Origin of the sequence: Treponema primitia ZAS-2, from assembly GCF_000214375.1 — a bacterium.
Taxonomy (GTDB): Bacteria; Spirochaetota; Spirochaetia; order Treponematales; family Breznakiellaceae; genus Termitinema; species Termitinema primitia.
Map to the genome: position 1 here is coordinate 1,393,211 of NC_015578.1, position 17,342 is coordinate 1,410,552.

At 54.8% G+C, this 17,342-nt stretch carries 14 protein-coding genes; 9 read left to right on the forward strand and 5 right to left on the reverse strand.

Annotated features, from left to right (window positions below; all coding sequences use genetic code 11):
* Positions 1-9: 9 nt before the first annotated feature.
* From TREPR_RS06220 to TREPR_RS06235, 4 genes are all read left to right on the forward strand, one after another.
* On the forward strand, positions 10-3,534 hold the full coding sequence (locus tag TREPR_RS06220) for an InlB B-repeat-containing protein (RefSeq protein WP_015707449.1): 3,525 nt from the start codon (positions 10-12) through the stop codon (positions 3,532-3,534).
* A 129-nt stretch (positions 3,535-3,663) separates the two neighbouring features.
* Positions 3,664-4,077, forward strand: coding sequence for a hypothetical protein (locus tag TREPR_RS06225; RefSeq protein WP_015707450.1), 414 nt, complete (start codon positions 3,664-3,666; stop codon positions 4,075-4,077).
* A gap of 52 nt (positions 4,078-4,129) precedes the next feature.
* Positions 4,130-6,052: a tetratricopeptide repeat protein gene (locus TREPR_RS06230; RefSeq protein WP_041611046.1), complete on the forward strand. Its 1,923-nt coding sequence runs from the start codon at positions 4,130-4,132 to the stop codon at positions 6,050-6,052.
* A 1-nt stretch (position 6,053) separates the two neighbouring features.
* Complete coding sequence (locus TREPR_RS06235) at positions 6,054-8,534, forward strand: tetratricopeptide repeat protein (RefSeq protein ID WP_245534798.1); 2,481 nt, start codon at positions 6,054-6,056, stop codon at positions 8,532-8,534.
* 33 nt (positions 8,535-8,567) lie between these two features.
* Here the strand turns inward: TREPR_RS06235 and TREPR_RS06240 are convergent, their stop codons facing one another.
* The gene (locus TREPR_RS06240; protein WP_041611490.1) at positions 8,568-9,404 is read right to left on the reverse strand and encodes a 4Fe-4S binding protein; all 837 of its coding nucleotides are present in this window, start codon (positions 9,402-9,404) and stop codon (positions 8,568-8,570) included.
* 192 nt (positions 9,405-9,596) lie between these two features.
* On the opposite strand from TREPR_RS06240, the gene TREPR_RS06245 reads away from it, so the two are divergent.
* Both TREPR_RS06245 and TREPR_RS06250 read left to right on the forward strand, forming a co-directional pair.
* Entirely contained in the window at positions 9,597-9,899 is a 303-nt protein-coding gene (locus TREPR_RS06245; RefSeq protein WP_015707453.1) for a BrnT family toxin, read from the forward strand.
* Positions 9,853-10,167, forward strand: a complete 315-nt coding sequence (locus TREPR_RS06250; RefSeq protein WP_015707454.1) for a hypothetical protein — start codon at positions 9,853-9,855, stop codon at positions 10,165-10,167. Before TREPR_RS06245 ends, TREPR_RS06250 begins: the two co-directional genes overlap by 47 nt.
* 73 nt (positions 10,168-10,240) lie before the next feature.
* Here the strand turns inward: TREPR_RS06250 and TREPR_RS06255 are convergent, their stop codons facing one another.
* A complete protein-coding gene (locus TREPR_RS06255) occupies positions 10,241-11,326 on the reverse strand; it encodes a DUF362 domain-containing protein (RefSeq protein WP_041611047.1) in 1,086 nt (361 codons plus the stop codon).
* A 125-nt stretch (positions 11,327-11,451) separates the two neighbouring features.
* Here TREPR_RS06255 and glgP point away from each other — a divergent pair, with 125 nt between their 5' ends.
* The 3 genes from glgP (at position 11,452) to TREPR_RS06270 (ending at position 15,154) form a co-directional block, all read left to right on the forward strand.
* The gene (glgP, locus tag TREPR_RS06260; RefSeq protein WP_015707456.1) at positions 11,452-13,992 is read left to right on the forward strand and encodes an alpha-glucan family phosphorylase; all 2,541 of its coding nucleotides are present in this window, start codon (positions 11,452-11,454) and stop codon (positions 13,990-13,992) included.
* Positions 13,993-14,130: 138 nt separating this feature from the next.
* Entirely contained in the window at positions 14,131-14,346 is a 216-nt protein-coding gene (locus TREPR_RS06265) for a ribbon-helix-helix domain-containing protein (protein WP_041611048.1), read from the forward strand.
* A 163-nt stretch (positions 14,347-14,509) separates the two neighbouring features.
* On the forward strand, positions 14,510-15,154 hold the full coding sequence (locus tag TREPR_RS06270; protein ID WP_041611491.1) for a flavodoxin family protein: 645 nt from the start codon (positions 14,510-14,512) through the stop codon (positions 15,152-15,154).
* Positions 15,155-15,220: 66 nt separating this feature from the next.
* Here TREPR_RS06270 and TREPR_RS06275 read toward each other — a convergent pair whose 3' ends face one another.
* From TREPR_RS06275 to TREPR_RS06285, 3 genes are read right to left on the reverse strand one after another with little or no spacing between them, the layout of a single operon-like run.
* Entirely contained in the window at positions 15,221-15,628 is a 408-nt protein-coding gene (locus TREPR_RS06275) for a PIN domain-containing protein (RefSeq protein ID WP_041611049.1), read from the reverse strand.
* Positions 15,618-15,851, reverse strand: a complete 234-nt coding sequence (locus tag TREPR_RS06280; RefSeq protein WP_015707459.1) for a hypothetical protein — start codon at positions 15,849-15,851, stop codon at positions 15,618-15,620. Before TREPR_RS06280 ends, TREPR_RS06275 begins: the two co-directional genes overlap by 11 nt.
* A 30-nt stretch (positions 15,852-15,881) precedes the next feature.
* Positions 15,882-17,264, reverse strand: a complete 1,383-nt coding sequence (locus TREPR_RS06285; RefSeq protein ID WP_015707460.1) for an MFS transporter — start codon at positions 17,262-17,264, stop codon at positions 15,882-15,884.
* Between the last annotated feature and the right edge of the window lie 78 nt (positions 17,265-17,342).

A 17,342-nucleotide genomic window follows, 5' to 3' on the forward strand; every position in this document is an offset into this window, starting at 1 on the left:
AGGATCGCCATGAACATATACGGGAAAAACGGTACTAAAATAGCAATCGTGTTGGCAGCCTTGCTGGCAGCGGGCCTCATCCTGGGCTCCTGCGCCAACGCCCTGGGCCCGGAAAACACGCCCGTCCTGGAATCTGCAACCCAGTTTCCCGCGCAGGGGATGGGGCGGCTGCAAATCTCCCTGGAACTTCCCTCTGATACGGATCTCCCGTCCCGGACGATCTTCCCCGAAAACCAGTTTACCAGGTATGAGCTGTCCTTTGCGGAAACCGGCGGACCCGGCGCCTATACCCATGGGGATGAAGAATTGACCAGCGCAAGGGCCTCCGTGGACCTGCCCCCGGGAACCTGGACCATCACGGTGAAAGCCTATGCAGGCGCTGAGAGGGACATCCTCTCCGGAACCGGAACTGCCACAAACGTGGTGGTGAGCGCCGGCTCCGCAGCATCGGCGCCAATCACCCTTGGCAGGTATACTGAAAGCGCTGTAAGCGGCAAACTCAGTTGGAACATCACCTTACCTTCCGGCGGAACCTATGCGGATAATACCCTTACGGCGCTTGCTAAAGACGGGAATAATCTTACTGCGGGCCTTTTTGCGGATCCGATTAACCTGAGCGATCAATCCTCGTTGCTGGATTTGGACGGGAAGGAAATTGCGCCGGGGGAATACCTGGTGAAGCTGAGCATAAAAAGCGCCGCCGGGCCGGTCGCAACCTGGCTGGAGAGCGTCCATATTTATCCCGGACAGACCACCCACATCAGCCCGATTTTTAGCGCGGAGGCTTTCAGCGTCCAGGTTCCCGTGTATGGAGTGGTTACTAGTACCGGCAGCCTCAGCTTTACTTCAAAGACCGTGGAGGCTTTTAGCGAAGCCGACTATACGGCCCGCAATTTTAACGCCCCCCTCGATGTCAGCGTCGTTGACGCCCAAGGTTACGTCCTGTTTATTCCCGCAACGGTTCCCAAGGTGTACCTGCGCCTAACGGCTCTGGTGGATAGTAAGATCATCTACAAAGTGTACCCGGATGCGCTTCTCGTGGGCGCCGCCGCCGGCCCGAGAAACAAGCCCTTGCCCGCGGCGGCCTATGGCATTACCACGAACACCCCCGAGAATGGAACCATTACGGCCCCCTCCGCAGCCTTTGAGGGCGAACCGGTTGCCGTGACGGTAGAGCCGGACCCCAATTATTTGTTGCAAGGGGGGTCCCTGACGTACAACTCAACCGCATTCACCGATACCTTCACCATGCCCGGCGAGGCCATAACCATAACGGCGACCTTCCTGTCAAGCTCCGGCATGGCGGCATCAGTGAACGGCGCCGCCTATGACACCCTGAGCAAAGCCTTTGACGCCGTGAACCGGGCGGAAACCGGCAGCCTCCTGGCGGGAACCCAGAGCAAGCCCGTGGTAATCACCCTGTTGAAGAACGCGGACATAGGCGCCGCAGCCAACTGCATAACCCTTGACACGGGCAGGTATGTCCAGCTGATCAGCAACAACAGCAGCGGGCTTACCATCAAACTGACCACCAACGATGTAGGCTCCATCTTCACCGTGGCGACCGGCGCCGGCCTCACCCTGGGGGACGGGATCAACCCCCTCACCCTGGACGGCGGCGCGGCATCCACCCCCATCTGCACCAACACTGACGCCCTGGTAACGGTGACCGGTTCCCTGACCATCAAGGCCGGGGCCATCGTGCAGAACAATAGGAACACAACCGCGACCACCTCAGCTTACGGCGGCGGCGTGCGGGTAAACGGAACCGGGACCATGCTCCTGGAAGGAACCATCAAGCAGAACAGCAGCGATAGTGGCGGCGGCATCTACCTGGATGCGGGCAGCGCCCTGACCATCCAGGGCAGCGCCCAGGTGTTCTCCAACAACGAAGTATATCTTGCCGCCACAAGCGCAAAGATAAGCATGGGGGATAGCCTTACCCAGGCCGCCGTGGCGGTGATTAAACCCGCCGTATATGCCGACTGGGAGACGACGCCGCTGATCACCGGCGATGTGAACTTGTTCGCGGACCACTACACCCAGTTTACGGTGAGCCCCGAGCCCAGCCACAACTGGAAGATAAGCCCCAATGCCACCCCGGTGGGCGCCCTGATGGACGCCCAGTTCATCGTTACCTACAATACCCGGTTGATAGGCTACTACAAAACCCTCGCCACTGCGCTGAGCGGCATCACCGCCGCCGGCTCTGCAGGCAGCATAAACGAACCCATTATCATCACCATGTATACGAATACCAGTCTTGCCAGCGACGGTGACGCTATGACAATCAGCGGGGATTCCTTTATTCAACTGATTCCCGGCAACCAGGATGGCGTCACCATCAGTCGGGCATACAGTTCGTCAACTAAACCGGTCTTTACGGTGGCTGCCGGCTCCCGGTTAACCCTGGGGGTGGATGGGGGAACCATCCCCCTGATCATAGACGGCACGTCAAAGACCACCACGGCCGCATTGATTGGGGTGGTGGGAACCCTGATCATGAACGGGGGAACCATCAGAGGCAATACTGGCTCCACCACCGCCAACGGCGGCGGGGTGTATATGACCAACGGGACCTTCACCATGAACGGGGGAACTATCTCCGGCAATAGATTCAACAACGGCGGCGGGGTGTATATGACCAGCGGGACCTTCACCATGAACGGGGGAACCATCACCGACAATAGCTCCAACAGTAAAGGCGGCGGTGTGTATGTGGCCGGCGGGATCTTCACCATGACTGGGGGAATCATCAGCGGCAATCGCTCCAGCAGCGACGGCGGCGGGGTGTATGTGGACGGCGGGACCTTCACCATGGGCGTGGGAGGGGAAACTATCACCGGCAACACCGCCTACAAGGGCGGCGGCGGGGTGTATGTGACCGGCGATAAGACCTTCACCATGAACGGGGGAACCATCACCGTCAACAACGGCTCCGACGGCGGCGGGGTGTATGCGAGTACGGACTTCGCCATGAACGGGGGAATTATCACCGCCAACGATGGCGTCAGCGGCGGCGGAGTGTATACGAGCAAGAGCTTCACCTTGAATACGGGAGCCATCACCGGCAACAACGGCTTCGACGGCGCCGGGGTGTATGTGAACGCCGGGGACTTCAACATAAAAGGGGGAACCATCAACCGCAATAGAGCAGACAACAACGGCGGCGGGGTGTATATGAGCGGAGGGAACTCCGAAATGAGATTGGGAGAAATCCGCGACAATACCTGCAACAACGACGGCGGCGGGGTGTTTATTAGTTACGGTGCACGCTTCAGCATGGTCACTGGAACCTTCAACCGCAATAGAGCAGGCAACGACGGCGGCGGGGTGTATGTGGCCGGCGTGTTCGCCTGGGATGTTGGGCAGGGAAGCGGAACCATTGCTGCCGACCAGATTGCCGGCCGTTTTGGCAAAGTCATGTATAAGACTCAATACGGTACGGCAAAGTATTCACAGGTCTTAGATATCCCACTCGAAGGCATAAACACCCCTGACAAGTATAGGGACTTCGTGCTGCCGCCGGTATAAATTAAGGGGAAGAAACCGGCGCCTGCGGGGCTCCCCTGGAGTACGGGGGGTTCCCCCGCAAGCCGTGGGAGGGAAAACGGCGCCTGGCGCCGGGGCCATGAAATTGAACCCGGAAATAGGAGTTTTTGAATGAAAAGAGCATTATTTCTCAGCACGGTGTTGATTTTTACCTTGGCGGGTCTTGCCTTTGGGGCGGATACCTTCACGGTGAAAAGCTTTTCCGGAAAAGTGGACCAGCTGGAGCCTTCCGGCCAGTGGGTTTCTGTTTCTGTAGGGGGAACCCTCAGTGCATCAACCACGGTGAAACTCGGGCTTAATTCTATCCTGGTTGTCGTGCAGGGTGACCAGGAGTCGACCATCCGGGCGGCCCGCCAGGGCACCTTGGAAAGCCTACTGAGCGCCGGAACCGGGGGCGGCAAGATTTCTGTAGGGGGAACGGTGACCAATTCCACGGTGGAGGGAAATGCCCAGGGAGTATCCAATATTCCCACCGCTACTTCCCGGGCAGGCGATACAGCCGCCGACCTGGACTGGGTTAAATAGGCACCTGGTGCCGAAGAAAAGGCAAGGTCACAGTAAAAGGATGAAAACAGACATGATATCTCGGCAGTATAAAGCCATCTTTTTCCTCCTGTTCCTGGCCTTTGGCCGGTTCGCCCGGCTTCCGGCCCTGGATTTTACCCTGCGGCCCCGGCCCTTCCTGCTTATCCCTCAGGGCGAAGTAGCCGACCTCTATGCCATGGGCTACGGGGGGGATCTGCTTTTTGACCTGGATGTTTCCAGCATCCTTACCAATCCCTGGGGGCTCGGGTATTCCCTGGGCCTGGAAGGGGCTTTTATCTACGCAGATCTTGCCCAGGGGGCGGAGGGGGATATCCAGATCTATTCCGCCGGGGCGGGGGCGCGGCTTTTCGGCTATCCTCTTTCCCGGCTTGCCCTTTCCCTGGACGGGGCTTTTGGGCTTTCCCAGGCTATTCAGCATTATGGGCACCAGGAAGACGGCAGCGCCGCCTCCTGGTACTGGCGGGCCGGGGCGGAGGCGGGGTTCCGCTTTGCCCCGTTTTTCACCTTTGCCCTGAACGGCGGCTACCGGTATTACCATAACGAGCGCCGGGACGGAGCCCTGTACCAGGGGCTCTACGCTGGGCTTACGTTTCAGTTTACCCTTTCTACCAAAAAAGCTGCGGGTTTACGTCTGGAACTGATCCAGGAAGAGCCTGTATACCCGTTGTTCCTGTCCCTCTACCAGCGGAACGGCGCAGGGACCCTCAGGATTAGTAATTATGAAACGGCAGAGATACGGAATGTGCGGGTGAGTTTCCGGGCGGGGCAGTATACATCATCGGAGATCAGCTGCGGGAATATCGGCTTTATCGGCCGGGGCCGCCATGCAGAACTGCCCCTGTATGCGGATTTTTCCCCGGCGCTGCTTAACTTTACTGAGGACGGCCGTATCCTGGGGGAAGTGGTGATCCGCTATACCTTCCTGGGCTCGGAGCGGACAGCGGTCATCAGTAGTACTGTGCGGGTGGTAAACCGCAATGCCTACCGCTGGGGGGATAACGCAAGCCTGGCGGCCTTTGTATCCCCCACCGCGCCGGCGCCCCTGGAGTACGCCAAGTATGTGGTGGGCCTGGCCCGGAGCAAGCGGCGCACCGGCTTAAATCAGAATATGCAGTTTTCCCTCTGGCTCTACGAGGGCCTTCTGACCGCAGGGCTCAGGCAGAGCGCCGGCTCTAACAGGGTTACTGACATTGATAGCATCCAGTTCCCCTCGGAGACCCTGGCTTTCCGTTCCGGGAACGCCGTGGATATTGGTCTGCTCTACGCCAATACCCTGGAATCCTCAGGCATTCCCGCCGCGATTATACCCCTGGAGGATGATTTTATGGTCCTCTATTCCTTAGGTATAAGCCAGGCTGCCGCGGACAGTCTTTTTACCAATATAGAAAATCTTTTGGTTATCAATGATGAAATGTGGATGCCCCTTTCCATGGCGAATTTCAATAACGGCTTTATGAACAGTTGGGAAGGGGGAAGCAAACGGTTGAACCAGGCCTTTGAAGCCGGGGAGGCCCTTGATTTTATCAGGTTTGCCGATGCCTGGGCGGCCTATCCTCCGGTGGTTCCCCCGGTGGAGGCTCAGAGCGCCCGGCCGGAGGAAGGGGCCTTAAACCGCCGGGTGGACACCGCCTTTGGCATATACATTGCCACTGAGCTTGAGCCTAAGATAGGGGCCCTGGAAGCCCAGCTCGGCGCCAATCCTGGGGCTGCATCATTTAACCAGTTGGGCTTACTATTACTGCGGGCCAACCGCCCGGAAGATGCAAAGCCGGTTTTTGAACAGGCCGCTTCGTACGGCTCTGCGGCGGGGATGGTCAACCGGGGAAACCTTTCCCTGCTTGACAAGGATTTTACCGGGGCGGAAGCCTGGTTCACCCAGGCCCTGGGGCTGAACCCGGAAAACGCCGCAGCGAAAAACGGCCTGGCCCAGATGGCCCTGCAGCGGGGAGAGTAGGGTGGTGCGCCTTGCAACGCCGGCTTTAGTCGGCCCGACTTTAGTCGGCAAGTTCCCCGCGCTACTTGCAACGCAGTTCCCCGCGCACAAACGCTGCCGGATTTTCCCTGTGCTTATCGCCTTTTTGCTGCTTAGCGCTGCCGCCGCCTATGGCGAAAACAGCATTGCCCTGCGGCTTTCCCCGGGCGCCGCCATTCCCTTGGGGGATAGCGTCTTTGTGCCCGGTTTCGGGGCCGCAGGCCTGGCGGAGTGGGCGTTCAGCCTGAAGCCCCAAAGCCGGTTTTTTTCGGGCCTACGGCTGGGGGGTGGGTTTTTCCAAATTGCCGTGGAAACCGGGTCCCCTATTGTTTTTACCCAGGGGAAGCTGGGGCTTTTTTTCCAGTGGCGCGCCCTGGACCGGCTCTCCCTCTGGGTGGAAGGAAACGGGGGTATCTTTACCTACAACTACTCCTGGGATGATACCGCCGACACCCGGCTGCGCCTGGGAGGGAGCCTGGGGGCGGATTTTCATCTTACCCCGGCTATAGCCCTCTATGCCGCCGCAGATTACAACTGGCACAGTATTACTCCCGACAGTTCCCTCACTACCCTGGGCATTAACCTGGGAGTACGCCTTGATCTGTTAGAATTACTGCGCAAGGAGACAAGGGTTGCCGGGGAAAAGAAAACCCAGGAGTCGGTATTTCCCGTTTCTTACGCCTGGTACGAAAATAACCCCCTAGCTTCCGTGCGGGTCACCAACCAGGAACCCACCGCTATAAACGATGTGCAGCTTTCTTTTTACCTGGAGCGGTACATGGGGCAGCCCACCCTGTTTTATACCATACCCCTTCTCAAGCCCGGGGAGTCTGTGGAGGTCCCGGTCACCGCCCTGTTTAATGAAGCCATGATGGACCTGACGGAGAACATCACCGCCAATGCGTCCCTGCGTATTGATTATCGGGCGCTGAGCCAGGTTAAGCAGGCGGAACTGCCCTTGCAAATGCCCATCTACCACCGGAACGCCATGAGCTGGGACGATGACCGCCGGGCCGCATCTTTTGTGTCATCCCAGGACCCGGCGGCAAAATTCTTTGCCCGGCATGTGCAGTCCATCACCGATACCCGGCTCAGGCCCTTTAAGGGCTCCCCGGAGCGTATCCCCCGGAATATCCAATACGCCCTGGGCCTCTTTGAGGCCCTCAAGGTCTACGGCATCAATTATGTCATTGATCCCTCAAGCTCCTATATTGAACTGTCGGAAAACGCAAGCAGCCTGGATACCCTGAACTATCCCTACCAGACCCTGTACTACCGGGGCGGGGACTGCGATGACCTGTCTATCCTGTTCTGTTCAATGCTGGAAGTATTGGGCATAGACACGGCGTTTATAACCATACCGGGACATATCTATATGGCCTTTGATTCAGGGCTCACCGAAGAAGAAGGGCGGGAACAATTTTTTCTCCCCGATGATTTGATTTACCAGGGGGGAAAAGCCTGGGTTCCCCTGGAGATAACCCAGACCGCCGCGCCCTTTTATCAGGCCTGGCGGACCGGGGCGCAGGAATGGCGGGACGCCGGATCAGAAGGCAGCTTCTTCCCCATGCAGGAATCCTGGGCCCGCTATAAGCCGGTAAGCGTCAGTGATGCTGCGGACAAGATGCCCGAGCTGCCCGATGAGGACAGCCTTATTGACGCCATCGAGGAATCCCTGAACATCTATGCCGGGTTTCTTATACGCCCCCGGACCCGGGAACTGGAAGGGCAGATCGCGGCCTCTTCATCGGGGATCGCCATGGTGCGGCGGAACGACTTGGGCGGCTTGTACGGAAAGACCGGGATGCTCCTCAATGCAGAAACCGAACTAAGCCGCATACCCTCAAACGCCCCGGTGGCGCTCAACCTGGGAAACATAGCTTTTGTGCGGGGCCACTATGATGACGCCGAAAGCCTGTACCGGGAAAGCCTGGAGCGGGAACCGGAAAACATCCTGGCCCGGCTCGGTCTGGCCCGGACCTGCTATGAGCAGGGGGACTATGCCGGGGCGGAACGGGAGTACCGGTATTTACAGGAAGCCAACCCGGAACTGGCGGAACAGTATCCCTACCTGGGAATCTGGCGGGAAACCCTGGGACAGCCCCTGAGCTACTCGGACCGCCTGGTAACAACCCTGTGGATGGATGCCCAATGGCAGCTGGAAACGAACAGAATAGCTGCGGAGGCTGCGGAAACGGAGTGGCTTACGGAGGCGGAGCAGACTGCGGTGGAGCAGGAAGAAGAATCACCCGCCCTGGCCGCCTTCTACCGGGTTGTCTATGGCGACAGCTTAGTTCGCATTGCCCAGCGGGGTTACATCTACGGCGATTGGAAACAGTGGAGACGTATTTATGAAGCCAACAAGGCCGCGTTCCCCCGCCGGGGCGATCCGGATTTCATACTGCCCGGTATGATCCTGCGTATCCCGTCAATCAACGGAGAGAAGCGCAGCGGGACATGGTAAGACGCCAACAGTATGGTGACTGAATAGCCGCCTTTAGCTATGGCCCATAGCCGGTATCCCGCTCTCGCAGGGCACGGCGCTCTGGCATTTACCGCACCCGTAGCGGGGCCGGTGTTTTTCCTTGGTACGATCCAGAAATGCCGAGCAAAGGGGATGATTTTTTCCTTCCTCCAAAGTAATGGCCCCCGCAGGACAGTTCCGGACGCAGGCGCCGCAGCGGGTACAGTAATCGCTGATCCCCGAATAGGGCCGTACCGTAGGCGCAAACTGCGCATCGCTAATAAAACTGGCGAGACGCCCGGAGATGCCCTTTGGGGTGATCAGTCCCCGGGAAAGGCCGAAGGTTCCCAGGCCGCATACATGGGCTACATGGCGTTCCGACCAGTTGCTGGTGTAGAAATCCTGACGAGTATTGTCCCTGATTGCCGGGTTTCCAGTCTTAAAACGGGGATCGAAACAGGGGATGGCGCAGGAAAATCCTGAGTCTTTCAGAAAGGCTGCGGTGTACCGGCAGAGTTCTTCAATAAAAGCCTGGCCCTCTATCCTAGCCTGGAGCCATTCATCGGCAGGCCATTCCATGGTTTGGCGATTCGCCTTTTTTACCGCCTCTGAGTGGGGAAAAAAGACCGATACCACGGTCCGGGCGCCGCTCAGCCATTCCCGGGGCAGCAGAAAATGATCCCCGATTACCCCAGGCTTTTTCAGCTCCCCAAAATAGGGATCATCCGCCGCCGCAAAACCCAGGACAGGCTCCTCAAAGAAGGGCATCCCCGCCAGTTCCGGCCTGAGGGCAGCCTCCGGTTTTAGCCGGTTGCCCGAACTCGTTTTTACCTGGTCCCTGATAAGGGCAATAAAGTCACCGTTCTCCATGGTTTTCCCCCGGGTTTCCCTCAAAAAGCTGTTTCCTCAGGGAACTCTCCGCCTGAATGAAGTCGGCGCTGGAAGTTCCGAGCTATGTTGATTTTCGGTCATATTTCCGGTTCTTTTCAAGTATCTGCGCAGCCTGCCGAAATATAGCTTGACAAAATGTAATACATTTCATATTATATGATAGGAAACAGAATGAATTTTGAATGGGATTCGGAGAAGGACGTAAAAAACGTCAAAATTCATAAATTGTCTTTCTCCACCGCAAAATTGGTTTTTAATGATCCGGAACGTATGGAACGCTTTGACCGGAACCATAGTGACCATGAAGCGCGTTACCAGACTTTGGGTATGGTTGATGAGGTGCTTTTTGTGGTGTATACGGAACGGGATGACATTACCCGTATTATAAGCGCCCGATTAGCGGATAAGGATGAACGGAGGATTTATTATGGCAATAGTAAGGGAGACTTTGCAGGGTGGACAAAAGCCGACTAAAGAGCAGATAGATGAAATCAGAAATGCCGCAAAATATCCAGTTGTATATAATGAAGTCAGTCCTAAATTGACCGCCGGGGAATTGGCGGAATTTCGCAGGGTATCGGAAATCAACGCCGCTGAACGGGAACGGGTCATGTGTTCCATTCGGCTTCAAAAAAGGACCCTGGATTGGTGGAAGTCTCTGGGAGAAGGTTATACTGCCGTTATGGCCCGGCTTCTGGATGAAGCCCGGAATTACCCGGATTTAATCAAAAAGTGTCTTTAGGGCGCCATAAAAACCCGGTTAGTTTTTAGAGAGTCCCTGGAAGGCAGCTATCATCCCCATGAATGGTATCCGTCTAAACCTGCTTCTGCAGGAAGGCGATAATATCTGCGCCCCCCGGAGGGCAGCCTTTCAAAGAAGCATCGCATGAAAGAGTACAGCGGCCTATTCCGAGTTTTCCCGGTTTTCCCTTAAAGCCCTGGCCTATGCAGATCTTTCCCTTAATGCGATTCAGTTCATTATGGTTCATCCGGGAAAGGGCAAAGATGAGGTTGGCGTAACAGGCGCTGCATGCCTGATCTTCCTCTATAAAAGAAGCGTATTGCCGCGCCTTGCCCGATGGTGTTGTCTCTATTGCCGATGAAGGGGGTGAAAGTTCCCGGATCACCGCCTTTGCCGGGTCCCCGCATCCTACCCCAAGGCCCTCGGCCAAACCTATGTAGGGGATCTCCTCGGGTCGGTAGCCCATCTGGGAGGCGGTCCAGGCATCGCAGAGCACCGGGTCCCGGGCGGCGTAAAGCTTTCCTGAATATACCGGGTTTCCCCCTTCCTCAAAATCCAGGTCCCCGCATATCCCGTCCACCAGGATAAAGTCGTTTTTAGCCACCGTATTCAGGTGGGCTATGGGTTTATCGAGCCCCAGGGTATGGAAACGCCGTTTTTCCTTGTCCGGCATGATGCCCTTGTTGTTTTTCAGTGCGCAGGTCATAAGGGTCTGGCAGTGGCCCTTCATCACCGGCAGGTTGATCATAAAATCCACCCCCATGGCGCTGTCACAGATTTCAATCTTCATCCCCTTACAATCATAGGGCTTGGAAGAATCAAGCTGGGTGTCGATAAGTTCCACTCCGGTTTCCTGGGCAAGTTTGGTGTAGCCGCAGCAGGGAAAGGCTTCCCCGGTCCGGGCGCCTACCCAGGAACCTTCCAGGATTACCAGGTTTTGGAACCCATTTTTCTGTAAATATCGGATAAGCCCCCGGGCAATCTCCGGATGGGTAGTGGCTCCATCTGCTGCCGGACGGGCCACTACCAGATTCGGTTTTAGCCCGATTCGGCGGTCCCTGTCCCGGATAAGGTCCGCCAGATCCGCCGCTTCCGCCAGGGAGAAGGCCATTTCCTCAATTTTTTTGCCGTAGATCACTAAAATTTCGTTCTTTTCCATTCCCAATCTTCTTTTTCCTTCTTTTCAAGGGTCTCTGCATCGAAAAATAACACATTTTTTCATAAAATACATAATAAATGTACCTAAGCGTTGACATTCCTTTTACAGAAGCATAAGCTAAAAATATGAATATATCTACTTATACGATTAAACCGAAACTTCCTAATTCCCTTAAGCCTTTGGAAGAGCTTGCCCGCAATCTCTGGCTTTCCTGGAATTTCGACGCAGTTCAGCTCTATATCAGGCTGGATTACGATGTCTGGCTACAATCCCAGCAAAGTCCCGTCCGGACCTTGGGTATGGTCAGCCAGGAACGGCTGGCGGAAGTTGCCAAGGATGATTCGTATCTTTCCGCACTTAACGAGGTTTACGGTCGTTTTTTGAAGTATAAAAAAGGCGAAACCTGGTATAGGGGTTCACGGAAGGATGTGGTTGCCTATTTCTCCATGGAATACGGCATGGATGTGTCCCTGCCCATCTATTCAGGCGGCCTGGGTATGCTTTCCGGGGACCACATGAAAACCTCCTCCGACATGGGGCTGCCTCTGGTGGGCATCGGCCTCCTGTATCGGCAGGGCTATTTTAAGCAATACCTCAATGCCGATGGGTTTCAGCAGGAAACCTACCCGGAAAACGACTGGTATAACATGCCCGTGGAGCGGAAAAACGACAAAAACGGTAATCCTTTGAAAATTTCCGTAGATCTGGCGGGCCGTGTGGCGGTAGCCCAGATCTGGGAGGTCAAAGTAGGCCGCAGTTTCTTGTATCTGCTGGATACTAATATTGAAGAAAACGCCCAGGATTTCCGGAACATTACCTCCGCCCTCTATGGCGGGGACAAAGAAACTCGGATTCAGCAGGAAATACTCCTGGGTATCGGGGGCATACGGGCACTCCGGGCCCTGGGGATCAACCCTGCGGCTACCCACATGAACGAAGGCCATGCGGCTTTCCTGGGCCTGGAACGGGTCCGGGAAATCATGGTGGAAAAGCACTTTAACTTTGACGAAGCCCGGGAAGTGGTGTGGCCTACCAATATCTTTACCACCCATACCCCGGTTCCTGCGGGAAACGAGCGCTTTGATATCGGCCTTATCGAAAAATATTTCCGGCCCTGGACCCAAACCCTGGGCATTTCCTGGAAGGATTTCCTGGGCCTCGGCCGGGAACGGGTCTACGATGACCACGAGCCGTTCTGCATGACCGTCCTGGCTCTGAAAATGGCCGCCTATGCCAACGGGGTTTCCAAGCTCCACGGCGAGGTTTCCCGGATTATGTGGAAGGGTCTCTGGCCCAACCTTCCCCTGGAAGAAATACCTATCAGCCATGTAACCAACGGGGTGCATCCCCGGACCTGGGTTTCCAATAACATGACCGACCTCTTGGATCGGTATTTTGGCACCCACTTTAATGATGAACCTACAGATTTAGCAATCTGGGACCGCATGGACCGCATCTCCGATGAGGAACTATGGCGCACCCATGAGAGGCGCCGTGAACGGTTGGTTGCCTTTGCCCGGGACCGGATCAGGCAGAACCTCAAGCGCAACGGCGCAGTGGAACGGCGTATCCAGAAAGCTGAAGACGCCCTTTCTCCCTACGTGCTGACCCTGGCTTTTGCCCGCCGTTTCGCCACCTATAAGCGGGGTAACCTGCTGCTTCGTGACCCGGACCGGCTGCTTCGTCTCCTCAGGGACAAGGATCGGCCCATACAGCTGATTTTTGCCGGTAAAGCCCATCCCATGGACATGCCCGGCAAGGAACTGATTAAAGAGATCATCCACTTTGCGGAACACCACGATGTGGAAAGCCGGATCATTTTCCTGGAAAATTACGACATGACCATGGGCCACTACCTCACCGCCGGTGCAGACGTATGGCTCAATACCCCCCGCCGCCCTCTGGAAGCCTCGGGCACCAGCGGTATGAAGGCCTCCATGAACGGGGTCCTCAACTGCTCCATCCTGGACGGCTGGTGGGACGAAGCCTACAACCCCGAAGTGGGCTGGGCCATAGGCCGGGGCGAAGAATACGAGGATACAAAATTGCAGGACGAAGTGGAGAGCAAGGCCCTCTACGATCTCCTGGAACGGGAGATAATCCCCCTGTTCTACCAGCGCGGTCGTGACGGCCTGCCCCGTGAATGGATCAAGATGATGAAGACCTGTATGAAGGAAATCGGTCATTCCATGTCCAGCCATCGTATGCTCATGGATTATTCCAACAAGTTCTACTTCCCGGCCCTGAAGAACTACCGCCGCCTGGTCAAAGACGACTATACCGAGGCTAAATCCTTGGCAGCCTATATGACCAAGCTCCACCAGTCCTGGGACTCCCTGAAGATCAACAAGGTTGAATCCAACTCCAAACCGGTGATGCAGCGGGGGGATTCCCTCACTGTAAGCGCCACCATAGAGCTGGGCGCCCTGAAGCCCGAAGACGTTCTGGTAGAGCTGTACCACGGTACCGTATCCAACCAGGGCAACGATATTACCAATGCCCGGCGTACAGAAATGAAACCCTTAGGCCAGCAAGGCAACAGCTACCAGTATCAGGTGCGTATCGAATGCGCCGACACCGGCCAGCAGGGCCACACGGTCCGCATACTACCCAAGCATGAGGCTTTGGTCCATCCATATCGGACCGGGCTGATTAAGTGGGCGTAGACTTTGTAAAAGCCTTCGGGCTTTTACAAAGTCTATTGGAGTTTTAACCTTTGGTTAAAACTCCAGGGTTTAGACGAAAGCAGAGGGCCGGGGGAGTGATCCTCCGGCTTTTTTTTAGGGATAGCGGGGGGCATAGTTATGGCAAGCGTCCGGTTGCCGGTCGAGATTGAGCAAAAACTTGCGGCTGTTTCAAAAATTAGAAATAGGCCTAAATCGGATTTGATTAGAGAGGCCCTTGAATTTTTTTCGCCCGGGAGGAAAACGAAAAAGATTCTTATGAAATCGGGAAGGCCTATTTTGGTAAATTCGGCAGTGAAAACGGCGGGTTATCAAGTAATTACAAAAAAATTCTAAAGGAAAAGCTGTCGCAGAAAAAACTCGGAGTTAGTGAGTAATTTTCAAAAATATACCATTTTCCATGAATCCTCCCTTGACAGGCTGTTATATAGGTATTATTATACTACCTGGTAATATTATAATACCATTAGTCGCCATGATCCAAACCCTGGGGGGAATTATGCCAAAGATAATTGGAATATCAGGAAGCCCAATACCTGACAGCAATACCGATAGATTGATAAAACATATTTTGGAAGAAAGCGTAATAGAAAACGAATGGGAAGCTGAGTTTGTCAAATTGAGCAGTATAACTGTGGCGCCTTGCAGGGCGTGTAAACGTTGTGTTGAGGATAATATTTGTAAAGTGGCTGACGATTTTCCCGCTTTAGCGGAAAAGCTTCGTCTCGCAGATGCTGTTGTAATTGGCGGTTACATCCCCTATGGGATGCTGGATGCGTTTACCAAGGCGTTTCTTGAAAGGCTCTGGTCAATGCGGCACGTTCACAATTTGAACAAGGACAAAGTATTTATTACAGTTATATCCGGCTTGTCAAAACAGGGGCGTGAAACAGCATTACGCTTGATGGCCGTGGAGCTTAAAATGGAAAGAGTCCGGCATATAGCTGAACTTCAGATTGAGGGCAATGTCCCCTGTCTCACCTGCGGACATGGGGACAATTGTTGGGGCAGCGGTGTCCCCCGCCATTATCCGGGTGCAAAGGCATCCGCTGATTTGTGTGTTGCGGTTGAAAATCAGGCTGTTTGGGGAGAAGCGTCTAAAATTGCTGAAATGGTCCGTGGTCTTGGAAATCGATCAAGTTAGAACCCCAAGGTCTTGACCATGTATGCCTGGCCATGCCAAGCATACATGGTTACCGGAATTTATCAATTATATGAAAATATTTTTAATGGTAGTATTGTTGATTTTTTGACTATCTTGTAAATCTTCGCTTAACAGAAGCGTACATTCGCATTTTAAAGCTGAAGCAATAACAAGACTATCATAATATGAATATTTGTAACGATCCTGTATAACAAGCGCTTCTTTAATAGTATTTTCGTTTACCATAAATAGAGCGCATGCGTGAAGAATTTCGTTTATGCTTTCAAGGATTTGGTCAATTGGATAATGCAATTTTTTGATACACACATTGCAGAACTCATTCAAAATGTGAGTACTCACGATACACTTATGCGTATCAATTGCATTCACCGCTATATTTTGTTTACGTAAATCATCTTCCGAATAGGCGTAAATCAGTACATTCGTGTCAAGAAATGCCACATCATCGCTCATTGGCTTCTTCCCGGTCAAACTTAAAATTCTTGGTAGAAATCCTTAAAGCCTTAAAATTATCTTTTGTGATTTGGCCTTTTCCTTTCCGGGGAATGATAAGCGGGATATCGTCTTGCATAATCGTAATAGTTACCAATACCGGCTTTCTGTTATCAAAGTGGTATTGTTGGGGTATGTGAATCGTATTATCCTCTACTACTGATTCAAATGCAAAGGCATTCATAGCATAATCTCCTCTTTCATAAAGTATACGCTATTCTTTGCAGTTTGTCATTGTTTTTGCGTTTTTTTTTACTTGCGCATCCTTGTGTTCCTTCGCCTGTATCTCCTGGTAAGCTTTCTCATCCAGTGAATAAAACTGCATCACCACCAGGGCGCCGATGAAGATTATCGCCGGTATAGGCCCGATGAGGAACCGTATCGCCATGATTGCCCCCGCTCCCTGGTCCACCCCGGCTATGTAGCCTCCCAGGGAGAGGATGATCCCCGACAGGAACGCTGAAAGGGCGGTGCCCAGTTTGGAGACAAAGGTCCACATGCCGTAATAGGCTCCTTCTTTCCGCTCTCCGCTGCGGGCGGCCTCAAAGTCTATGGCGTCCGGGACCATGGCGAAGGGGGCCACATAACTGAACCCCACCCCTATGCCGGCGTATACCATGAAGCCCAGGAAAAAATTCGGCCCCAGAATATGACCCAGGGCAAAGATAATCAGGCAGGCGCTGGCGATAATGACAAAACAGATCTGGTAGGTCCGCTTTTTCCCGATGCGCTTTGAAACCAGAACCGAAATGGGAATAAAGACCATTGCAGTAAGGAGGAGTATGATCATGGCCAGGGTGGTCAGGTCCTCCCGGTTGTACACGTAACGGGTGTAGTAGACCAGTATGCTCTGGAGAAAGGTCAGGGCCATGATGTGGAAGCCGTAGGCCAGAAGCAGAAGTACAAAGGGCTTGTTGGTAAAAACTATCTTGTAGGTAGCAAAAACCCCTTCCGTGGGAAGGTCAGCTTTGGTGTGGGGCCGCTCCCGGGTTCCAAAAAAGGTGAGCAGGGTGGTGAACAGCATTACTGCGCCCAGGATCAGGCCCATCATGGAGAAGCCCCGGGCAGCGGGAGGGAATCTGCTCACCAGAGGCTGCACTGCTGCGGCGCCCAGGATGGTGCCGAAAATGGCGCAGCCGAAGCGGTAGCCGTTCAGGCTGGTCCGCTCGTGGTAGTCATCGGTCAGTTCCGGGGTCAGGGAAGAGTAGGGGATGTTGATCACCGTGGCCGCAGTGTTGAGGAGCGCCAGGGCCAGGGTTGCCCAGATAACCAGGGACCCTGTCCCGGTAAAGCCCGGCTTGGTGAAAAAGAACCACAGGGCCAGCGCCATGGGCAGGGCGCCGAAGAGCAGGTAGGGCCGGCGGCGGCCCCAGCGGGACAGGGTACGGTCGCTGATGTAGCCCATCAGGGGGTCGGTCACCGCGTCCCAGACTTTGCCGGCCATGAAGGCGGCCCCGGCCAGGGCGGCGGCAAGCCCTACGGTGTCGGTGAGGAAATTCAGGGTCCAGAAGCCCATGAGGGTAAAGAACATATTACCCCCCAGATCAAAGATGCCGAATCCCAGTTTTTGTTTGACCGATAAGCCTTTTTTCCCCATGGCGCCCCCTGTTCCCCCAGCCTAACCCAGAGGGTCCCTTGCGGCAAGGGTCTTAAAAGGATATGCTGAAATCATCCC